This window comes from Budvicia aquatica DSM 5075 = ATCC 35567 (assembly GCF_000427805.1).
Classification (GTDB): domain Bacteria; phylum Pseudomonadota; class Gammaproteobacteria; order Enterobacterales; family Enterobacteriaceae; genus Budvicia; species Budvicia aquatica.
The window spans coordinates 149,051-165,683 of the sequence record NZ_KE386588.1 but is presented as its reverse complement, the minus strand read 5'-3'; the positions used below and the strand labels follow the sequence as shown (position 1 = coordinate 165,683).

Sequence of the window (16,633 nt, the reverse complement as noted above, 5' to 3'; positions counted from 1 at the left end):
TAACGCCTGCGCTATTATTGCCCAAGGCTGTTTCTCAATATTCTCTAATCCTCTAATCGCACCGCCAACTGAGTTATGCTAAACTCTTCGACCTTCTTTCAGTCCAAGGGATGATGCGGTCTGATATTGTGACCGATATTTCGCTATGAAACATATTGTTGAAGTTATGATTACCGAGCAAGACGTGAAAACACGCATTGCTGAACTTGCTCATCAAATTAACGAACGCTATGGCGACAGTGGTAAAGAGCTGGTCTTAGTCGGTTTACTGCGCGGTTCTTTTATTTTTATGGCCGATTTATGCCGTATGATCACCGTAAACCATGAAGTCGATTTTATTACTGCATCCAGCTATGGTAATAGCATGAGTAGTAATCGTGATGTGAAGATTCTAAAAGATCTAGATGAAGACATTCGCGGTAAAGACGTACTGATTGTTGAAGACATCATTGATACTGGCTATACCCTGACTAAAGTGCGAGAGATATTAGAGCTCCGTGAGCCTAATTCTGTCGCGTTATGTACCCTGCTGGATAAGCCGTCACGACGTGAAATAATTGTCCCTATCGATTACATCGGCTTCTCTATTGAGGACGAGTTTGTGGTCGGTTATGGTATTGACTACGCCCAGCGTTACCGTCATTTGCCCTATGTAGGTAAAGTGGTGATGTTGGACGAATAGCCCTGATTACCCGTCATGCTTCAAGCTGCATCTTTGTTGGCGGTGCTCTCTTACCGCCGCAATGTAACTCGAATTATTTAGGCTATAAAAAATAAAAGCTGAACATAGGTACCCGTTCAGCTTTTATTTTATTGACGGTTTTAGTGAAATTATTTTTTGATTGTCAGTAGGTTAGAAATGGCTTTGCGGTAAAGCAGCTCCAGCGATTCGCGACTGGATGCACTAACTTCCAGATCCCGTAGCTTACCGTCTTGCATGCCGTAAACCCATCCGTGAATTAACACTTTCTGGCCTCTTTTCCAGGCTGACTGAACAATTGTCGAGTGACCAAGGTTATATACCTGCTCAACCACGTTAATTTCACTTAACAGGTCTGCACGTTTTTCTGGCGGAAGTTCACCGATAAGCGAGCTGTGTTTGTACCAGAGGTCGCGAATGTGCAGCAGCCAGTTATTGATCAGGCCAAGCTCTGGGTTATTTATGGCCGCCGTTACACCGCCGCAGTCATAGTGACCACAAATAATAATGTGTTCAATTTCCAGAACTTCAACGGCGTATTGCACCACGGATAAACAGTTAAGATCGGTGTGAATAACTAAGTTTGCTACGTTCCGATGCACAAATAATTCACCGGGTTCTAATCCGGTCAGGCGTTCAGCGGGGACGCGGCTGTCAGAGCAGCCAATCCATAGAAAACGAGGTTTTTGTGCCAGCGCCAGACGTTCAAAAAATTCCGGATCGTCCTTACACATGCTGGCTGACCAGGTTTCATTGTTATGCATCAATCGTTCAATTTCTTTCATGCTGTTTATTAGCTCATAGTTTGCAATGGCGTTAATATAAGATAACGAGTGGTTTTTTCAAAACGGAACCACTGAATTAACATAGTCCAGCTTTGTTACTGCGGGCAAGAAATTCATGCCGTTTTGGCCATTTTTATGCGGGCGTTTTCTGCTTAAAATGAATGGGCAACGGCAATAACAGCCGGATAATTAACGATTATCTGGTGATTTTATACCTGAATTACATGTTTCTATACTGTTAATTTTTTATATGTTCAGGTACAAGTTTACGGGTTAAGCTACGATAATGGTCTGTTACATTTCTATCGACCGCTTATTTTTTTAGTATCCGATACAAGGTAATCCCCAAGATATGACATATGCGTTGGAATTATCGCAATTAAGTAAAGTTTACGCCGGTGGCGTAAAGGCTCTGAAGGGCATCAATCTGACCGTGGAAGCTGGCGATTTCTATGCGCTGCTAGGCCCTAACGGGGCCGGAAAGTCCACCACCATTGGTATTATTAGCTCTCTGGTTAATAAAACATCCGGGCAGGTTAGAGTATTTGGCTATGATATTGATAGCGATTTAGTTAATGCCAAACGCCAACTGGGGCTGGTGCCTCAAGAATTTAACTTCAACCCTTTTGAAACCGTGCTGCAAATCGTGGTGACTCAGGCCGGGTATTATGGCGTTCCTCGCCATGAAGCGCTGGAAAGGGCAAAAATATATTTACAACGCTTAGAGCTTTGGGAAAAACGTAACGAAAAGGCGATGCGCCTATCCGGCGGTATGAAACGACGCCTGATGATCGCTCGTGCGCTAATGCATCAGCCAAAGCTACTGATCCTTGATGAACCTACTGCCGGCGTTGATATCGAACTACGTCGCTCTATGTGGTTATTCTTAAAAGAGTTAAACCAGCAGGGGATCACTATTATTCTGACCACCCACTATCTGGAAGAGGCTGAAATGCTTTGCCGTAATATCGGCATTATTCGCCAGGGTGAATTGGTCGAAAATACGTCGATGCGTGAGCTGCTCTCTAAGCTGAAGTCTGAAACCTTTATTCTGGACTTAGCGCCGAAAAGCCCTATTCCACAGCTAGAAGGCTATTCCAGCCGCCTGATTGATACAGCGACCTTAGAAGTTGATGTAGAAAGGGAACAAGGGCTGAATAGCGTATTTGCTCAGCTTAGTGCTCAGGGCGTTGCTGTTTCCAGCATGCGTAATAAAGCCAACCGCTTGGAAGAGTTATTTGTTCATCTGGTTAATGATTATAAGGAAGATGCGGAATGATTCGCCTGTACTGGGTTGCGCTAAAAAGTATCTGGATTAAAGAAGTCACCCGCTTTGGTCGTATCTGGGTACAGACGCTGGTTCCACCGGTGATTACCATGACGCTGTATTTTATTATTTTTGGTAATTTAATCGGGGCACGGATTGGTGATATGCAGGGGGTGGACTACATGCAGTTTATCGTCCCCGGCTTAATTATGATGTCAGTCATTACTAACTCGTACTCAAACGTCGCTTCATCATTTTTTGGTGCTAAATATCAGCACAGTATTGAAGAGCTATTGGTTGCTCCGGTGCCAACGCATATTGTGATTATTGGCTTTGTCGGTGGCGGGGTTGCGCGTGGTATTTGCGTTGGTGTCTTAGTCACGCTCATCTCGCTGTTTTTTGTGCCATTAGAAATCCATTCATGGTGGGTGATTGCCGTCACGTTACTGCTGACTGCGGTGCTGTTTTCTTTGGGCGGGTTAGTTAACGCTATTTTTGCCGAGTCTTTTGATGATATCAGTATCGTTCCGACTTTTGTGCTGACTCCGTTAACCTATTTGGGCGGTGTGTTTTATTCGCTGACGCTGTTACCTCCTGTATGGCAAGTCGTTTCGAAGATTAACCCGATTGTTTATATGATCAGCGGCTTCCGCTATGGTTTTCTGGGAATTTCTGATGTTTCTTTAACACTCACCTTTAGCGTGCTTATTGCCTTTACCGTGGTATTTTATCTGCTGAGCTGGTGGCTGATTTCTAAAGGAAAGGGACTGCGTAGCTAGTCATTACTGATTATTCATGGAGGAATATGTCAATATATATCCGAGCGCTGGCAGCAATGTTAGCGCTGACTTTTTGCCTTCCGCTTTATGCCGGCAACCGCGAACTGGCTGCCGGTGCTGAACAACAGATAGGTAAAACGCTATTTTACGACCCGGCATATGCTTCGTTGAGCTATCCCGGTGGCGATGTGCCGATTGAACGCGGAGTGTGTTCAGATGTGGTTATCCGCGCCTTGCGACAGCAGAACGCCGATCTGCAGAAATTAGTTCATCAGGATATGAAAGCTAACTTTTCGGCCTACCCCAAAAATTGGGGTTTAAAACGACCGGATACAAATATTGATCATCGCAGAGTGCCGAACCTTGAAACTTATTTTAAACGGCATAAAATGGAGCGGCCAATAACGCTTAATGCCGATGACTATCGGCCCGGAGACATTGTTTCCTGGCGTTTGGATAATGGATTGCCTCATATTGGTATTGTTACCGATCGCCATACGCGTGAAGGCCGGCCTTTGGTTATTCATAATATTGGTGCCGGTGTGAAGGCTGAAGACATCTTATTTTTATGGAAGATTAACGGGCATTTTCGTTACTTCTCTCAATAGATAAATCTTAGTGATGAATTTTTCATCACTTCTTGCGTTATCTCATGATTGCCGATAAAAATATTCTCTATATTCAGTCATGCTTAAACCATTTGTATATCTATAAGAAAAACATCACTTATGAGTTTTAGAAAACTTTCTATTCTATTGATCCTTCTGCCTTTATTTATATTTTCATCTGCCTATGCAGAAGAGGACGTAGATTTTGATAGTGACGATATGATCCCCGTTCAGGTTAGGATGATTCGCAATAGTGAAATTTTGGCTCAGGTCGGCAATGATGTGATTAAAGTCGGTGAGCTGAATAAAGGTGAGGAGCTAATGGTTTATCCCCTTAGCGCTGAATATTATGAATTCACCTTCGGCAACGCTCATGGGCTTATACCTAAAGATGCCTTTATTCCGATAAGAAAATCCAGAAAGATTTTTGGCTTAGAGCTTGCCGGGTTGCAAAAGCTCAACCAAAACTTGATTACCACCAAGCAAATAAAAGTATTTGATCGTGCCGATGTGAAAAGTCCGGTATTTGGCACATTGGACGAGAATTTACGTTATCCCATCATGGGCCGCTTGAGGGATAGCGATAATAAATTGTGGTATGAAATTAACATCGGTGATGATGTTAAGTATATTGAGGCTGATGAGTGTGAGCTGGATAATGGCCTGCCTATTTTGACTTATCACCACGTTCTGAAAGACGATGAGAATAAGTTATTCCGCCATACCTCGACCACCACGTCAGACACCGCTTTTGATGCTCAAATGGCCTACCTGAAAGAGGCCGGGTACCAAACGATTTCAATGTATCAGCTGGAAGGCTACCTGAATAATACGTTAAATATTCCCGCTAAAGCGGTAGTTTTAACCTTTGATGACGGACTCAAGTCGGTATATCGCTATGCTTATCCGATTCTAAAAAAGTACGGGCAGCAGGCCACGGCATTTATTATTTCTTCACGTATTAAAGGCCAACCTCAAGCGTGGGATCCCGACTCGTTGCAGTTTATGAGTATCAGTGAGTTAAAGGAGATTCAGAGCGTATTTGACATTCAGTCTCACACCCATTTCTTACACCGTTATTCTGATGATAACCGCCCGATCTTGCTAAGCAGGTCTGAACACAACATTGAACTGGATTTTGAACGCTCCAGCAGAGCGCTGAGCCAGTTCAATCCCAAAGTGCTTTATATCTCCTACCCGTTTGGTGGCTACAACGACAGCGCCATTCAGGCGGCAAAACTGGCGGGTTATCATTTAGCAGTAACCACGGTCAGAGGTAAGGTGAAGCCCGGCGATAATCCATTTACCCTTAAACGCTTATATGTATTAAGCGATGACTCTATTAGCACCATGGCTGAACGTATTGCCAATACCCGTACCGATATAACACCAATATATCAGCCCCAATAGCCATTCTTTATTGGGATTAGGCGTCATCAGTCGCGTAGATAACTTTATTTCTACCGTCTGATTTCGCCTGGTACAGCGCTCTGTCAGCTCGGCGAAATAAAGATATGCTATTTTTGGCTACGTTCTTGCTGCAGCTCAAACCGATTGAAATCGTGATGTGGATGACTTTGCCATCCGGCAGAATAAACGGGTGGCTGGCTATTTGCTGTCGAATTTTCTCGGCTATACGAATCACTGATAGTACCGGGCTATCGGTAAAAACCGCTGAAAACTCTTCTCCGCCGATACGGTAATTTTTCTGTTGATATTCGGTATAGGTATTCAGAATTTCAGCGACCTCTTTAAGTACAGTATCTCCGGCATCGTGGCCGTGCTTATCATTAACCTGTTTAAAATAGTCAATATCCATCAGCATTAAGACGATGTTTTCTTCAGCGTTGAGCATATCTCTTAGGGTTTGCTCAAACATACGCTTGTTCAATAAGCGGGTTAAGAAATCCTGTTGAGCCTGATCTTGAAAGGCCATCATGTCAGTTTTCTGCTTTTTAAGATCTTTTAATAACATAAATGCCAGCAGCAATCCGACGGTGGAATAAGAGGTAATCAAACCGGTAAATATCAGCGTTCGAATCAAGTCTTTTGTGATCAAAAGGTAGCTTACACAGATCATAACGATCGTGATGGTACTGAACTGAATGGCACGATAACGCATCGAGCGCTGAGAATGTTGACTATATATCGATAATATAATGCCAATAAATATATAACATGTTGATATTGTTATTGTCGCTGGTGATATATCAAAAGTTAATCGGGTAATGGCAATCATAATTGCCGTGATCATGGTAGGAATAGCGCCGATATAACATGCCGCAATAATAAGAGGGATATGTCTGAAATCGATCAGCGTATGGCTGAATGTCGGAATAGAAAACTTCATTAATATAAAGCAGAGTAATCCATTACATAGGCCGATTAATATCTGTCTCAGCGGGGAGATATTCGCATCCAGAGGGAATTTCGATAGTTTAGAGATGAAGTAAAAGCCAGTAATCAACATACTGATATTAATTATGACTCCTTCTAAAAACATGGTGCAGCCCCAAGATTCTGTGTGAGAAAAACTCATCCATATTGAAATATTAAGCATAGCTAAGTGGTGGATTTTTGTAAAAAAACACCCTTAAATAAGCCCGGTTTCAATGAATGTAGCAGAGGACTTTCTTCAACATGGTCTCTGTTATTGCGAATAGCTTAACCAGCGCTATTTTCTTTGTTAATCGGTCTTATTGCCGAACCAGAGTGCTAATCCATCCTTTGGTATATGTTTTAAACGCTCAGATAACGATACTCCGTCGGCGAAGATGATATTAGGCGCTATATCAGCCAGCGGGTAAAGCATAAATCCGCGATTGAACATATCATAGTGAGGCACGGTTAGCCGTGGTGTCGCGATAGTCTGATGGCCAAACAGCAGAATATCTAAATCTAACGTTCGTGGCCCCCAGCGTTGATCCTTTCTGACTCTGCCCTGATTGAGTTCAATCGCCTGAGTCGCATCTAATAATTCTTCCGCTTGCAGTTGGGTCTCTAGTTCAACAACGGCATTTAAATAATCGGGCTGATCCTGAGGGCCCAGAGGTTTAGTCCGATAGAAGGGAGAACAATTAATTAAACGGGTTTGTGGAATTTGCTTTAGTGCGGAAAGGGCAGCTTCAACCTGTTCAAGCGGCTGATTTAAATTGCTTCCCAGTGCGATAAAAACTTGAGTCATGGATAACTCCTGCGGGGAAAATATCGGGTAACGATGGCGTTGAGTATGATGCTGTGCGGGTTATTACTCAATGATAAGCCGCGGTGAAGCGGCTTATCATTTTACTTATGACGACTGTTTTGGTGACGGCTTGCGCGGGCGCCGTGAACGATGGCGTCGGGCTGAGGGTTCATCACCCAGCGAAGTCAGCATCGTCTTCTGGCGCTGGATATCCGCTTGTTGGAACTCATCCCACCAATGTGTCAGTTTCAATAATTCGCCTTTCTCTATTTCAGCGCGTAGCTGCAATAGATCAAATGCGGCGCGGAACTTAGGATGTTCCATCAGCTTATACGCTTTTCTGCCGTGGCGACGTGGCAAGCGTAACTGCAATTGCCAGATATCCCGAACTAACGAGGTAATGCGTTTAGGGATTGCCAGCGTACGACACTGCTCATCTAATACGTCATTCATGGCTAAAGCGAAGGCATCGTAATAGGCCAGTCCGCTCTCCTGGGCCAGTTTCTCAGCATGTTCAACCAACGGATACCAGAGCATTGCGGCAAACAGAAACGCAGGGTTAACCCGTTTGCCGATTTGCAGGCGGGTGTCAGTGTTCTTTAGCACCTGAGATAAAATCTGTTCCATATTGCTGTCGCCCTGAGGCGTAAAATTCTTAGCAATAATTGGGAATAATGGCCTGAACAGATGATGTTGACGCAATAGTTGATAGGTCGGGTAACCATATCCGGACTGTAATAATTTCAGCGCTTCTTCAAACAGGCGGGCTGCCGGAATTTCACTTAACAGCGATGACAACCGACCGATAGGCTCGGCGGTAACCGGTTCAATTTGCATATCCAGCTTAGCGGCAAAGCGTATCGCCCGCAGCATTCTTACCGGATCTTCCCGGTAGCGGGTTTCCGGATCGCCAATCAGGCGGATAATGCCCTGCTTTAAATCCTGTATACCACCGGTAAAGTCACGAACGGTGAAATCAGCGGCGCTGTAGTACAAACTATTAATCGTAAAATCGCGACGATGAGCATCTTCAGTGATTGAGCCATAAACGTTATCACGCAGTAGCATGCCGTTGTTGGCCTGCTGTGACGCGTTTTTATCATCATTGTCACTGTGTCCGCCTCGAAAGGTGGCCACTTCAATAATCTCTGGCCCGAACATAATATGGGCCAGACGGAATCGACGACCAATCAGACGGCAATTGCGAAATAATTTACGCACCTGCTCCGGTGTGGCATTGGTCGTAATATCAAAATCTTTAGGTTTTTTATTCAGCAAGAGGTCGCGAACACCGCCGCCAACCAAATAGGCTTCATATCCTGATTTATTCAAACGATAAAGCACCTTCAGGGCATTATCGCTAATTTCCTGACGGGAAATGGTGTGCTGCGCGCGAGGAATAATAGCCACATCACTTTCAGTATGATGGCTTTCTTGCTGCGTGTCCGTATCAGATTCTCTGGTGAGTACCTTACGGCAAAAATTAGCTACGCGGGTAAAAATAGGACACCTCGGTCATTGTGTATCAGTAAGTGGTGCCGTTTGTTGGACCACTAGTCAAATATAGTCATTAAATAGCGAACGGTAAAAACGGCGGCCTATCATAGCTCACACTGAATCATTTTAGAATGAGAAGTGTGAAGCTAAAGCCGATTGCCGGGGAACTCGATCGCTATCCCAATGTTTAATACTCCATTCCAGTAAGGTATGAAGCGTTGCATCTTGCCAATCAGGCGGTAACGCCTGCCCGAGAAATGCTAAAGCTTTAGCCAATACGGGTAATGGTGCATTGTCTGGCAAGGGCTGAGCGTGGTTTTGCTTAGATAACTTATGACCTTCAGCATCCAATGCCAGCGGTAGATGAAAATAGCATGGTTCAGGCCAGCCCAGGTGCCGGTAGAGTGCTATCTGTTGTACGGTTGGCTGAATTAAATCTGCACCGCGTACAATCTCGGTTACACCCTGAAAATGGTCATCGACCACCACCGCCAGATTATAGGCAAATAACCCGTCTCTGCGATGGATAATAAAATCTTCATGTGCCCGCTCGGTATCAGCAAACAGTTGACCTAAATGACGGTCCTGAAAGCGATAAACCGGCTGCGATAAATGTAATCTAACCGAGGCGCCTTGCGCTGGAAGTTGAAGGTCTCGACAGTGTCCATCATATATGCCGCCCAACTGCTGAATTCGGGCTCGGGTACAGTGGCAATAATAGCAATGTTTTTGCTGGTATAACCAACTCAGAATCTCACGATAAGCGTCGTGACGCTGAGACTGGTATAAAACATCACCGTCCCAATGTAGTCCATAATTTTCTAGGGTATTCAGAATACGGGAGGCTGCGCCGGCAATCTCTCTGGGAGGATCGATATCTTCAATGCGAACCAGCCAGCGGCCATGGTTTGACCGCGCCTGTAAAAAACTACCCAGCGCGGTAATTAATGAACCAAAATGTAAATCTCCAGAGGGAGAAGGGGCAAATCGCCCCACATAATGGTTGTTAGTCATCAATACGTTAATAGACGGTGGATCATTAATCTAAGCATAGTCCTCTGTTACGTCATCTACCTGCTACGATAAGGCCTGATAGCCGTTCTCCTCGACAGAGTAAACTAGTTGCGTCAGATATTGCTACGCGGATTAACCAGCCATTTGTTTTTCACGAATTTCAGCTAAAGTCTTACAGTCGATACACAGATCGGCAGTAGGACGGGCCTCAAGACGACGAATACCAATTTCAACGCCGCACGATTCGCAGAAACCAAAATCATCTTCAGCTATTTTTTGTAGCGTCTTATCGATTTTTTTGATCAGCTTACGTTCACGGTCACGGTTACGCAGTTCAAGACTGAACTCTTCTTCCTGCGTCGCCCGGTCAGCCGGGTCTGGGAAATTAGCCGCTTCGTCCTGCATATGGGATACAGTACGATCGACTTCATCTCTTAACTGACCACGCCATGCTTCAAGAATTAATTTGAAGTGAGTGCGTTGAGCTTCATTCATGTACTCTTCGCCCGGCTTCTCTTTATAGGGCTCTAAACCCGCAATAGCCAGGATACTTAAGGACGATGTTTTACGCTTTTGCCCTTCTTGCATTTTGCTTCTCCTACAAAATACGCAGTGTAAATTCTAAAGTAGAGAAAAAATCAGGCCGCTATAAATAACAGATGAGGATGCAGTTAGCAATTTTTCCTAGCCTAAGTATGACAATGCTGTGAAGAAACGCATGATATTGTATGCACGCTTGCTGGTTATTTAATCAAAACCTACTTTTTTATTACTTTTCATCTAAAAAGTTAACTAATAACGGATATTTGTTCTTGCAAAATAATCTCTGTTGGCGAGAGTTTTGCTTTATAACAGACGACTTCGACACCCTGCTTCTGAACTTGTTCAAAAAGGGTGGCATAAACCGGGTCGATATGCCGTGCTGCCGAAACTTGGTCAATGCCCGAGTGCAATACGGCGAACAATAAAACCGCCCGATGCCCTTGTTCAACCATACTTTGTAGTTCCCGCAGGTGCTTTTGTCCTCTGACCGTGACCGCATCAGGAAAGTAGCCTCGGGACTGTTCAAGCAAGGTGACAGACTTTACTTCCACATAGCAATCAGGTTTATCGTCATGCTGCAGAAGGAAGTCAATACGGCTGTTTTCTTCACCATAACGGACCTCACCCCGCAGGCTTGAATAGCCTGCCAACTCGGGAATGCGGCCCAGTTCAATCGCTTCTTTTACCAACGCATTCGCCTGTAGCGTATTAACGCATATGAAATCGCCAGCCTGAGTTTCAGTCAGTTCCCATGAATGCGCATATTTACGTTTGGGATTTGATGAGGTGGAGTACCAAACGGTATCGCCCGGCTCTGCGCATCCGGTCATTGCCCCGGTATTTGCACAATGTAGGGTTAATATTTGGCCATCCGGCGTGGTGACATCAGCCAGAAAACGCTTATAGCGCTTAATTAAAATGGCGGATTGCAGTGGCATAGGGAAGCGCATAATCACTCCTGTTATGGGATACGTGACTCAAAAATACTCGGGCGTTTCGGGCGCATAAGGTACAGGTATGTGCCCGCCGATGCCACCATTATTCGCCGTTGTTCAGATATCCGTTTCTCCGATGACCTCAACTGCTACACTATGGGCTGGATTTTTTTAGTTATTGCTATACCCGTCATACTTCAGGCTGCATCTTTGTTGGCTGGGCTCACTCACCCGAATCGCTTACCTGAGTAAGCTCATCGGGACTAGCTCTCTTGCCGCCGCGGTGCAACTCGAATTATTTTGGGTATATTTATTCTGCAATTAAAAGAAGCTTGGGGTTTGCGTGGTATCTCTGCCGGTCAGTGAAGTTCTGGAATCATTGCTTAATGCACTGCGGCAATCGCCGACGGTGTTGTTACAGGCTCCGCCCGGTGCGGGTAAGTCAACTTGGTTACCGCTACGCCTGCTTGAACAACCATGGTTGGTCGGGCGCATCATTATGTTGGAACCTCGTCGTCTGGCTGCGCGTAACGTTGCACAGCGACTGGCCCAGCAACGTAATGAAGCCGTTGGTGATACCGTGGGCTATCGCATGCGCTCTGAAAGCCTTAGCGGACCGAATACTCGTCTGGAAGTGGTGACCGAAGGCGTTCTTATCCGCATGCTTCAGCAGGATCCAATGCTGGAAGACGTATCACTTATTATTCTGGATGAGTTTCATGAGCGCAGCCTACAGGCCGATTTAGCCTTAAGTTTGCTGTTGGATGTGCAAGGCGGTTTGCGCGATGACCTTAAGCTACTAATTATGTCGGCAACGCTGGACAACCTAAAGCTCCAGCAGTTCTTGCCGGATGCGCCGGTGATTAATGCCGAAGGCCGGAGTTTTCCGGTTGAGCAAAACTATATTTCTCTGCCCGCCAGCGGATATTTTGAAGAAAAAGTCGCTGTGGTGGCCAGACAATTGCTCAACCACCATCAGGGCTCAATGTTACTGTTTCTACCCGGTGTGGCAGAGATTAAGCGCGTATATAACTATTTATCTTCCAGCCTGCCTGACTATATTGATCTCTGCCCGCTGTATGGCGCACTTTCATTATCTGAACAGCAAAAAGCGATATTACCCTCAGCAGAGGGGCGGCGAAAAGTGGTATTGGCTACCAATATTGCTGAAACCAGCTTAACCATTGATGGTATTACTTTGGTGATTGATAGCGGTTTGGAACGGGTTGCTCGGTTTGATGCTAAAAGCGGGCTGACCCGTTTGATTACGCAGCGAATATCTAAAGCTTCAATGACCCAGCGTTCTGGCCGGGCAGGCCGACTGTCTGCCGGAGCCGCATGGCATTTGTTAGCCAAGGAACAGGCTGAGCGGGCTGCCGAACAGGGTGAGCCAGAAATTATGCAGGCGGACCTCTCCGGTATGCTACTGGAACTTCTTCAGTGGGGATGCCGGGATATCAACCAGATGCGCTGGCTGGACCAGCCGCCACCGGCATCCATCGCTGCCGCAAAAATATTACTCACCCAGCTTGGCGCTATTGACCCGCAGGGCGCGCTGACGGCGTTCGGGCGCCAGATGGCTGAGGTTGGTAGCGATCCACGTTTAGCAGCGATGATTGTTTATGCTAAAAATCAACGTGCTGCGTGTGCCACAACGGCTTTATTGTTAGCGGCGATTATTGAAGAACCGCCAAGAAGCGGAGTACGCGATATCGGTTATTGGCTTACCCACTCTCAGCCTCAGTGGAATAAGCGGGCCAGACAGTTGGGGCAGCGTTTACGGATATCTAATGCCAATGTTGATGCTGACGAAGTGCCTTTTTTATTGGCCGTTGGTTACTTTGACCGTATTGCCCGAAAACGAGGGGAAGAGGGGAGATACCTGCTGGCAAACGGCATGGGGGCCCAGTTGGATACCGATGATGGATTATGCCGCTGTGACTGGCTGGTGGCTGCCAATCTACTACAGGGAGCGAATAGCCCTGATGCCCGAATACTGTTGGCTTCAGTATTAGATCCCGAGGCTTTAGCCCTAAGGCTGCCTGGTTTAGTTCGCCAGCAAAGTGCGATTGAATGGGATGAAGAAAAGGGGACCTTGCGCGCATGGCAGCGCCAGCAAATAGGGCGTTTGATTTTTAAAGCAGCTCCGCTGGCGAAACCGTCGGAACAACAGCTTCATTCGGCGCTGCTGGACTGGATAAGGACTCAGGGCATTGACGCTCTGGGGTGGGATGAAGATGCCATGCAACTGCGAACTCGGATTATGTGTGCCCGGCGCTGGCTGGCGCAAGAGCAATGGCCGGACGTTAGTGATGACGGGCTATTAGCGACGCTGGAAACATGGCTGCTGCCTTCCCTGAATAAAGTGCGGGATATAAAAAGTCTTAAGCAAGTTAACCTGTCGGAAGCCTTAGGTCGCCTGATGGACTGGCAACAGCGCCAGAGGCTGGATAAGGCTTTGCCTGCTTCTTATTGTGTTCCCACCGGTTCATGGTTGCCTATTCGCTATGACACTGAACGCCAGCCCGCTTTAGCGGTCAGACTACAAGAAATGTTCGGTGAGAAATCAACGCCGTCGATTGCCGACGGCCGCGTTCCGCTAATCGTTGAGCTGTTATCTCCGGCACACCGGCCGTTACAAATCACTCAGGATTTGGCTGCTTTTTGGCAGGGCGCTTATAAAGAGGTGCAGAAGGAGATGAAAGGTCGTTATCCCAAACATGTTTGGCCTGACGATCCGGCTAATGCGACGCCGACCCGCAAAACAAAACGTTTTCAGACCGGATAACAATAGCTTAAGCGCACAGGGAATCTGAATTCCTCGCCCAGAGAACTATTAGGGTATAATGCGCGCGCGTAAGCTTCAAATTACAACCAAATAATCAGTATCAAGAGGATAATAGTAATGGTATCGGGAGAAGTTCATGGCTCGTAGAAAGGTAAAATCCCGTAAGCCAAGTGGTTTACGCCGTTTTATCGGTTTAATCATTAAGCTGGCAATTGTTGCTATTGCGCTGCTGGCGTTCTATGGAATCTATCTTGATTCACAAATCCGCAACCGGATTGACGGTAAAGTCTGGCAGCTGCCGGCGGCGGTTTACGGACGCATGGTTAACCTTGAACCGGGCATGTCTTACAGTAAAAAAGAGATGATCGACCTGCTTAACGGTATGCAATATCGTAACGTCTCCAAGATTACTCGCCCCGGAGAATTTACCGTTCAGGGTGATAACATCGATCTGTTACGCAGACCGTTTGATTTCCCGGATGTTAAAGAAGGGCAAATCCGTGCTCGCCTTGAGTTTAATAGCAATGGCTTGGCGCGTATTCTGAATTTAGACACTGGCCGGGAGTTCGGCTTCTTCCGTCTGGATCCTAAACTGATCACCATGCTTCAGGCTCCTAACGGTGAACAGCGGCTGTTTGTGGAGCGTAAAAACTTCCCTTATCCGATGGTTGATACGCTAATAGCCACCGAAGACCGTCATTTCTACCAGCATGACGGCGTCAGTTTGTATTCGATTGGCCGGGCTGTAGTCGCGAATATTACGGCCGGTAGAGCGGTTCAGGGGGGCAGTACTCTGACTCAGCAATTGGTTAAAAACCTGTTTTTGACCAACGAGCGCTCACTGTCACGTAAGCTGCGCGAAGCCTATATGGCGATTATTCTGGATGCCCGCTACAGCAAAGATCGTATTCTTGAACTGTATATGAACGAAGTTTATTTAGGCCAAAGCGGCGCTGACCAAATTCGTGGATTCCCGCTGGCCAGCCTCTACTTCTTTGGTCGTCCGGTTAATGAACTGAGCGTTGATCAACAGGCGATGTTGGTCGGTATGGTAAAAGGTGCCTCACTGTACAACCCGTGGAAGAATCCGGGGATCGTACTGGAACGACGCAATCTGGTATTACGCCTTGCTCAGCAGCAAAACGTTATCGATCAAGAACTATATGATGTGCTAAGCGCTCGCCCATTGGGGATTCAGCCAAGAGGTGGCGTCATTACGCCACAGCCTGCGTTTATGCAACTGGTGCATCAGGAACTGAAAGATAAGCTCGGTAATAAAGTTGAAGACATGGCCGGGGTTAAAATCTTTACGACGCTCGACCCCGTTTCTCAATCAGCAGCAGAGAAAGCGATTGAAGAGGGGATTCCCGCACTAAGATCGGCTCGTAACGTTGACGATTTGGAAACGGCGATGGTGATCGTTGACCGTTTTAGCGGTGAAGTGCGTTCGGTTATTGGTGGATCACAGCCTCAGTATGCCGGTTACAACCGGGCGGTAAATGCCCGTCGTCCGATTGGTTCTTTGGCTAAGCCTCCGACTTATTTGGCTGCGTTGAGTGAGCCTAACGTTTTCCGTCTGAATACCTGGCTGAACGATCAACCTCTGGCGCTAAAACAGCCGGGAGGCAAATTGTGGCAGCCGCAGAACTACGATCGCCAGTTCCGCGGGCGAGTGCTATTGGTTGATGCTTTAGCCAACTCGTTAAATATTCCAACGGTAAATCTCGGTCTGGATTTAGGGCTGGATAAAGTCAATTCAATGCTCCAACGCTTAGGTGTTCCCGCTACATCGATTACTACGGTTCCGGCGATGCTGTTAGGCTCAACCAGCTTAACGCCAATGGAAACGGCTCAGATGTATCAGACCATTGCCAGCGGCGGCCAGCGGGCTCCGTTATCCGTTCTGCGTTCGGTGATTGCTGAAGACGGCACTGTGCTTTATCAGAGTTTGCCACAGGCGCAGCGTACGGTAGAACCTCAGGCGGCTTATCTGACGTTATATGGTATGCAGCAGGTGGTTGAGCGTGGAACTTCCCGCTCGTTGGCGGTTAAGTTCCCCAATTTCCATTTAGCCGCTAAGACCGGTACCACTAACGATTTACGCGACAGCTGGTTTGTTGGTATTGATGGTAAAGAAGTGGTGATTACCTGGGTTGGCCGCGATAACAACGGCCCGGCTAAGCTGACCGGTGCGAACGGTGCTTTAACGCTATATCGCCGTTATCTGGAGAACCAGACGCCGTTAGCGCTGAACTTGGTCCCACCTGAACATATTGAACTGATGAACATTGATGCCGACGGTAACTTTGTTTGCGGCGGTGGCGGCAATCGTAGTTTACCGGTATGGACTGACTATCCGCAGTCATTGTGTCAGGTGCCACAACAGACAACCACTCAGCCCGAACAGCAACCGCTTAATGAGCAGAAAGATGCCGATGGCGTTGCGGGCTGGATTAAGGATATGTTCGGCGGGGGTTAAGGCCCTACGCGTTCAACATGCTGTTTTCAGCTACTCAGCTAGGCTGAAATTAAA

14 protein-coding genes and 1 pseudogene are annotated in these 16,633 nt (G+C 46.7%); 8 read left to right on the top strand and 7 right to left on the bottom strand.

The window, feature by feature from the left end; genetic code table 11:
* The first annotated feature begins 145 nt into the window (after positions 1 to 145).
* Positions 146 to 682 carry a hypoxanthine phosphoribosyltransferase gene (gene hpt / locus YWE_RS0124630; protein WP_029096834.1) on the top strand — a complete coding sequence of 179 codons (537 nt, stop codon included), beginning with the start codon at positions 146 to 148 and terminating at the stop codon, positions 680 to 682.
* Positions 683 to 831: 149 nt separating this feature from the next.
* Here hpt and can read toward each other — a convergent pair whose 3' ends face one another.
* Positions 832 to 1,485, bottom strand: a complete 654-nt coding sequence (can, locus tag YWE_RS0124625; protein ID WP_029096833.1) for a carbonate dehydratase — start codon at positions 1,483 to 1,485, stop codon at positions 832 to 834.
* Between the two features lie 352 nt (positions 1,486 to 1,837).
* Here can and YWE_RS0124620 point away from each other — a divergent pair, with 352 nt between their 5' ends.
* From YWE_RS0124620 to YWE_RS28640, 4 genes are all read left to right on the top strand, one after another.
* The gene (locus tag YWE_RS0124620; protein WP_029096832.1) at positions 1,838 to 2,764 is read left to right on the top strand and encodes an ABC transporter ATP-binding protein; all 927 of its coding nucleotides are present in this window, start codon (positions 1,838 to 1,840) and stop codon (positions 2,762 to 2,764) included.
* Positions 2,761 to 3,531 carry an ABC transporter permease gene (locus YWE_RS0124615; RefSeq protein WP_029096831.1) on the top strand — a complete coding sequence of 257 codons (771 nt, stop codon included), beginning with the start codon at positions 2,761 to 2,763 and terminating at the stop codon, positions 3,529 to 3,531. Before YWE_RS0124620 ends, YWE_RS0124615 begins: the two co-directional genes overlap by 4 nt.
* Positions 3,532 to 3,587: 56 nt before the next feature.
* Positions 3,588 to 4,139, top strand: coding sequence for a DUF1287 domain-containing protein (locus YWE_RS0124610; RefSeq protein WP_036017101.1), 552 nt, complete (start codon positions 3,588 to 3,590; stop codon positions 4,137 to 4,139).
* A gap of 120 nt (positions 4,140 to 4,259) precedes the next feature.
* Positions 4,260 to 5,549, top strand: a complete 1,290-nt coding sequence (locus tag YWE_RS28640) for a polysaccharide deacetylase family protein (RefSeq protein ID WP_051323567.1) — start codon at positions 4,260 to 4,262, stop codon at positions 5,547 to 5,549.
* 16 nt (positions 5,550 to 5,565) lie between these two features.
* Here the strand turns inward: YWE_RS28640 and YWE_RS29295 are convergent, their stop codons facing one another.
* From YWE_RS29295 to sfsA, 6 genes are all read right to left on the bottom strand, one after another.
* The gene (locus YWE_RS29295) at positions 5,566 to 6,642 is read right to left on the bottom strand and encodes a GGDEF domain-containing protein (protein ID WP_029096829.1); all 1,077 of its coding nucleotides are present in this window, start codon (positions 6,640 to 6,642) and stop codon (positions 5,566 to 5,568) included.
* 183 nt (positions 6,643 to 6,825) lie between these two features.
* On the bottom strand, positions 6,826 to 7,323 hold the full coding sequence (gene folK, locus YWE_RS0124595; protein ID WP_029096828.1) for a 2-amino-4-hydroxy-6-hydroxymethyldihydropteridine diphosphokinase: 498 nt from the start codon (positions 7,321 to 7,323) through the stop codon (positions 6,826 to 6,828).
* A 105-nt stretch (positions 7,324 to 7,428) separates the two neighbouring features.
* Positions 7,429 to 8,826 (bottom strand): polynucleotide adenylyltransferase PcnB, encoded by a 1,398-nt coding sequence (pcnB, locus tag YWE_RS0124590; protein WP_071605934.1) that lies wholly within the window; start codon positions 8,824 to 8,826, stop codon positions 7,429 to 7,431.
* A gap of 120 nt (positions 8,827 to 8,946) precedes the next feature.
* Positions 8,947 to 9,834, bottom strand: a complete 888-nt coding sequence (gene gluQRS, locus YWE_RS0124585) for a tRNA glutamyl-Q(34) synthetase GluQRS (protein ID WP_029096826.1) — start codon at positions 9,832 to 9,834, stop codon at positions 8,947 to 8,949.
* Between the two features lie 132 nt (positions 9,835 to 9,966).
* A complete protein-coding gene (dksA, locus tag YWE_RS0124580) occupies positions 9,967 to 10,422 on the bottom strand; it encodes an RNA polymerase-binding protein DksA (RefSeq protein ID WP_029096825.1) in 456 nt (151 codons plus the stop codon).
* 200 nt (positions 10,423 to 10,622) lie between these two features.
* A complete protein-coding gene (gene sfsA / locus YWE_RS0124575) occupies positions 10,623 to 11,327 on the bottom strand; it encodes a DNA/RNA nuclease SfsA (protein ID WP_029096824.1) in 705 nt (234 codons plus the stop codon).
* 69 nt (positions 11,328 to 11,396) lie between these two features.
* Here sfsA and YWE_RS30865 point away from each other — a divergent pair, with 69 nt between their 5' ends.
* The 3 genes and pseudogenes from YWE_RS30865 to mrcB form a co-directional block, all read left to right on the top strand.
* The gene (locus YWE_RS30865) at positions 11,397 to 11,564 is read left to right on the top strand and encodes a hypothetical protein (protein WP_154661462.1); all 168 of its coding nucleotides are present in this window, start codon (positions 11,397 to 11,399) and stop codon (positions 11,562 to 11,564) included.
* Positions 11,565 to 11,655: 91 nt separating this feature from the next.
* Positions 11,656 to 14,100: an ATP-dependent helicase HrpB gene (hrpB, locus tag YWE_RS0124570; RefSeq protein WP_029096823.1), complete on the top strand. Its 2,445-nt coding sequence runs from the start codon at positions 11,656 to 11,658 to the stop codon at positions 14,098 to 14,100.
* 145 nt (positions 14,101 to 14,245) lie between these two features.
* Positions 14,246 to 16,579, top strand: a pseudogene (mrcB, locus tag YWE_RS28630) (bifunctional glycosyl transferase/transpeptidase); the annotation flags it as partial.
* Positions 16,580 to 16,633 lie beyond the last annotated feature (54 nt).

Coding starts and splice junctions, on each gene's coding strand:
- hpt (WP_029096834.1), top strand. CDS start 146: ATGAAACATATTGTTGAAGTTATGATTACCGAGCAAGACGTGAAAACA.
- can (WP_029096833.1), bottom strand. CDS start 1,485: ATGAAAGAAATTGAACGATTGATGCATAACAATGAAACCTGGTCAGCC.
- YWE_RS0124620 (WP_029096832.1), top strand. CDS start 1,838: ATGACATATGCGTTGGAATTATCGCAATTAAGTAAAGTTTACGCCGGT.
- YWE_RS0124615 (WP_029096831.1), top strand. CDS start 2,761: ATGATTCGCCTGTACTGGGTTGCGCTAAAAAGTATCTGGATTAAAGAA.
- YWE_RS0124610 (WP_036017101.1), top strand. CDS start 3,588: ATGTTAGCGCTGACTTTTTGCCTTCCGCTTTATGCCGGCAACCGCGAA.
- YWE_RS28640 (WP_051323567.1), top strand. CDS start 4,260: ATGAGTTTTAGAAAACTTTCTATTCTATTGATCCTTCTGCCTTTATTT.
- YWE_RS29295 (WP_029096829.1), bottom strand. CDS start 6,642: ATGTTTTTAGAAGGAGTCATAATTAATATCAGTATGTTGATTACTGGC.
- folK (WP_029096828.1), bottom strand. CDS start 7,323: ATGACTCAAGTTTTTATCGCACTGGGAAGCAATTTAAATCAGCCGCTT.
- gluQRS (WP_029096826.1), bottom strand. CDS start 9,834: ATGACTAACAACCATTATGTGGGGCGATTTGCCCCTTCTCCCTCTGGA.
- dksA (WP_029096825.1), bottom strand. CDS start 10,422: ATGCAAGAAGGGCAAAAGCGTAAAACATCGTCCTTAAGTATCCTGGCT.
- sfsA (WP_029096824.1), bottom strand. CDS start 11,327: ATGCGCTTCCCTATGCCACTGCAATCCGCCATTTTAATTAAGCGCTAT.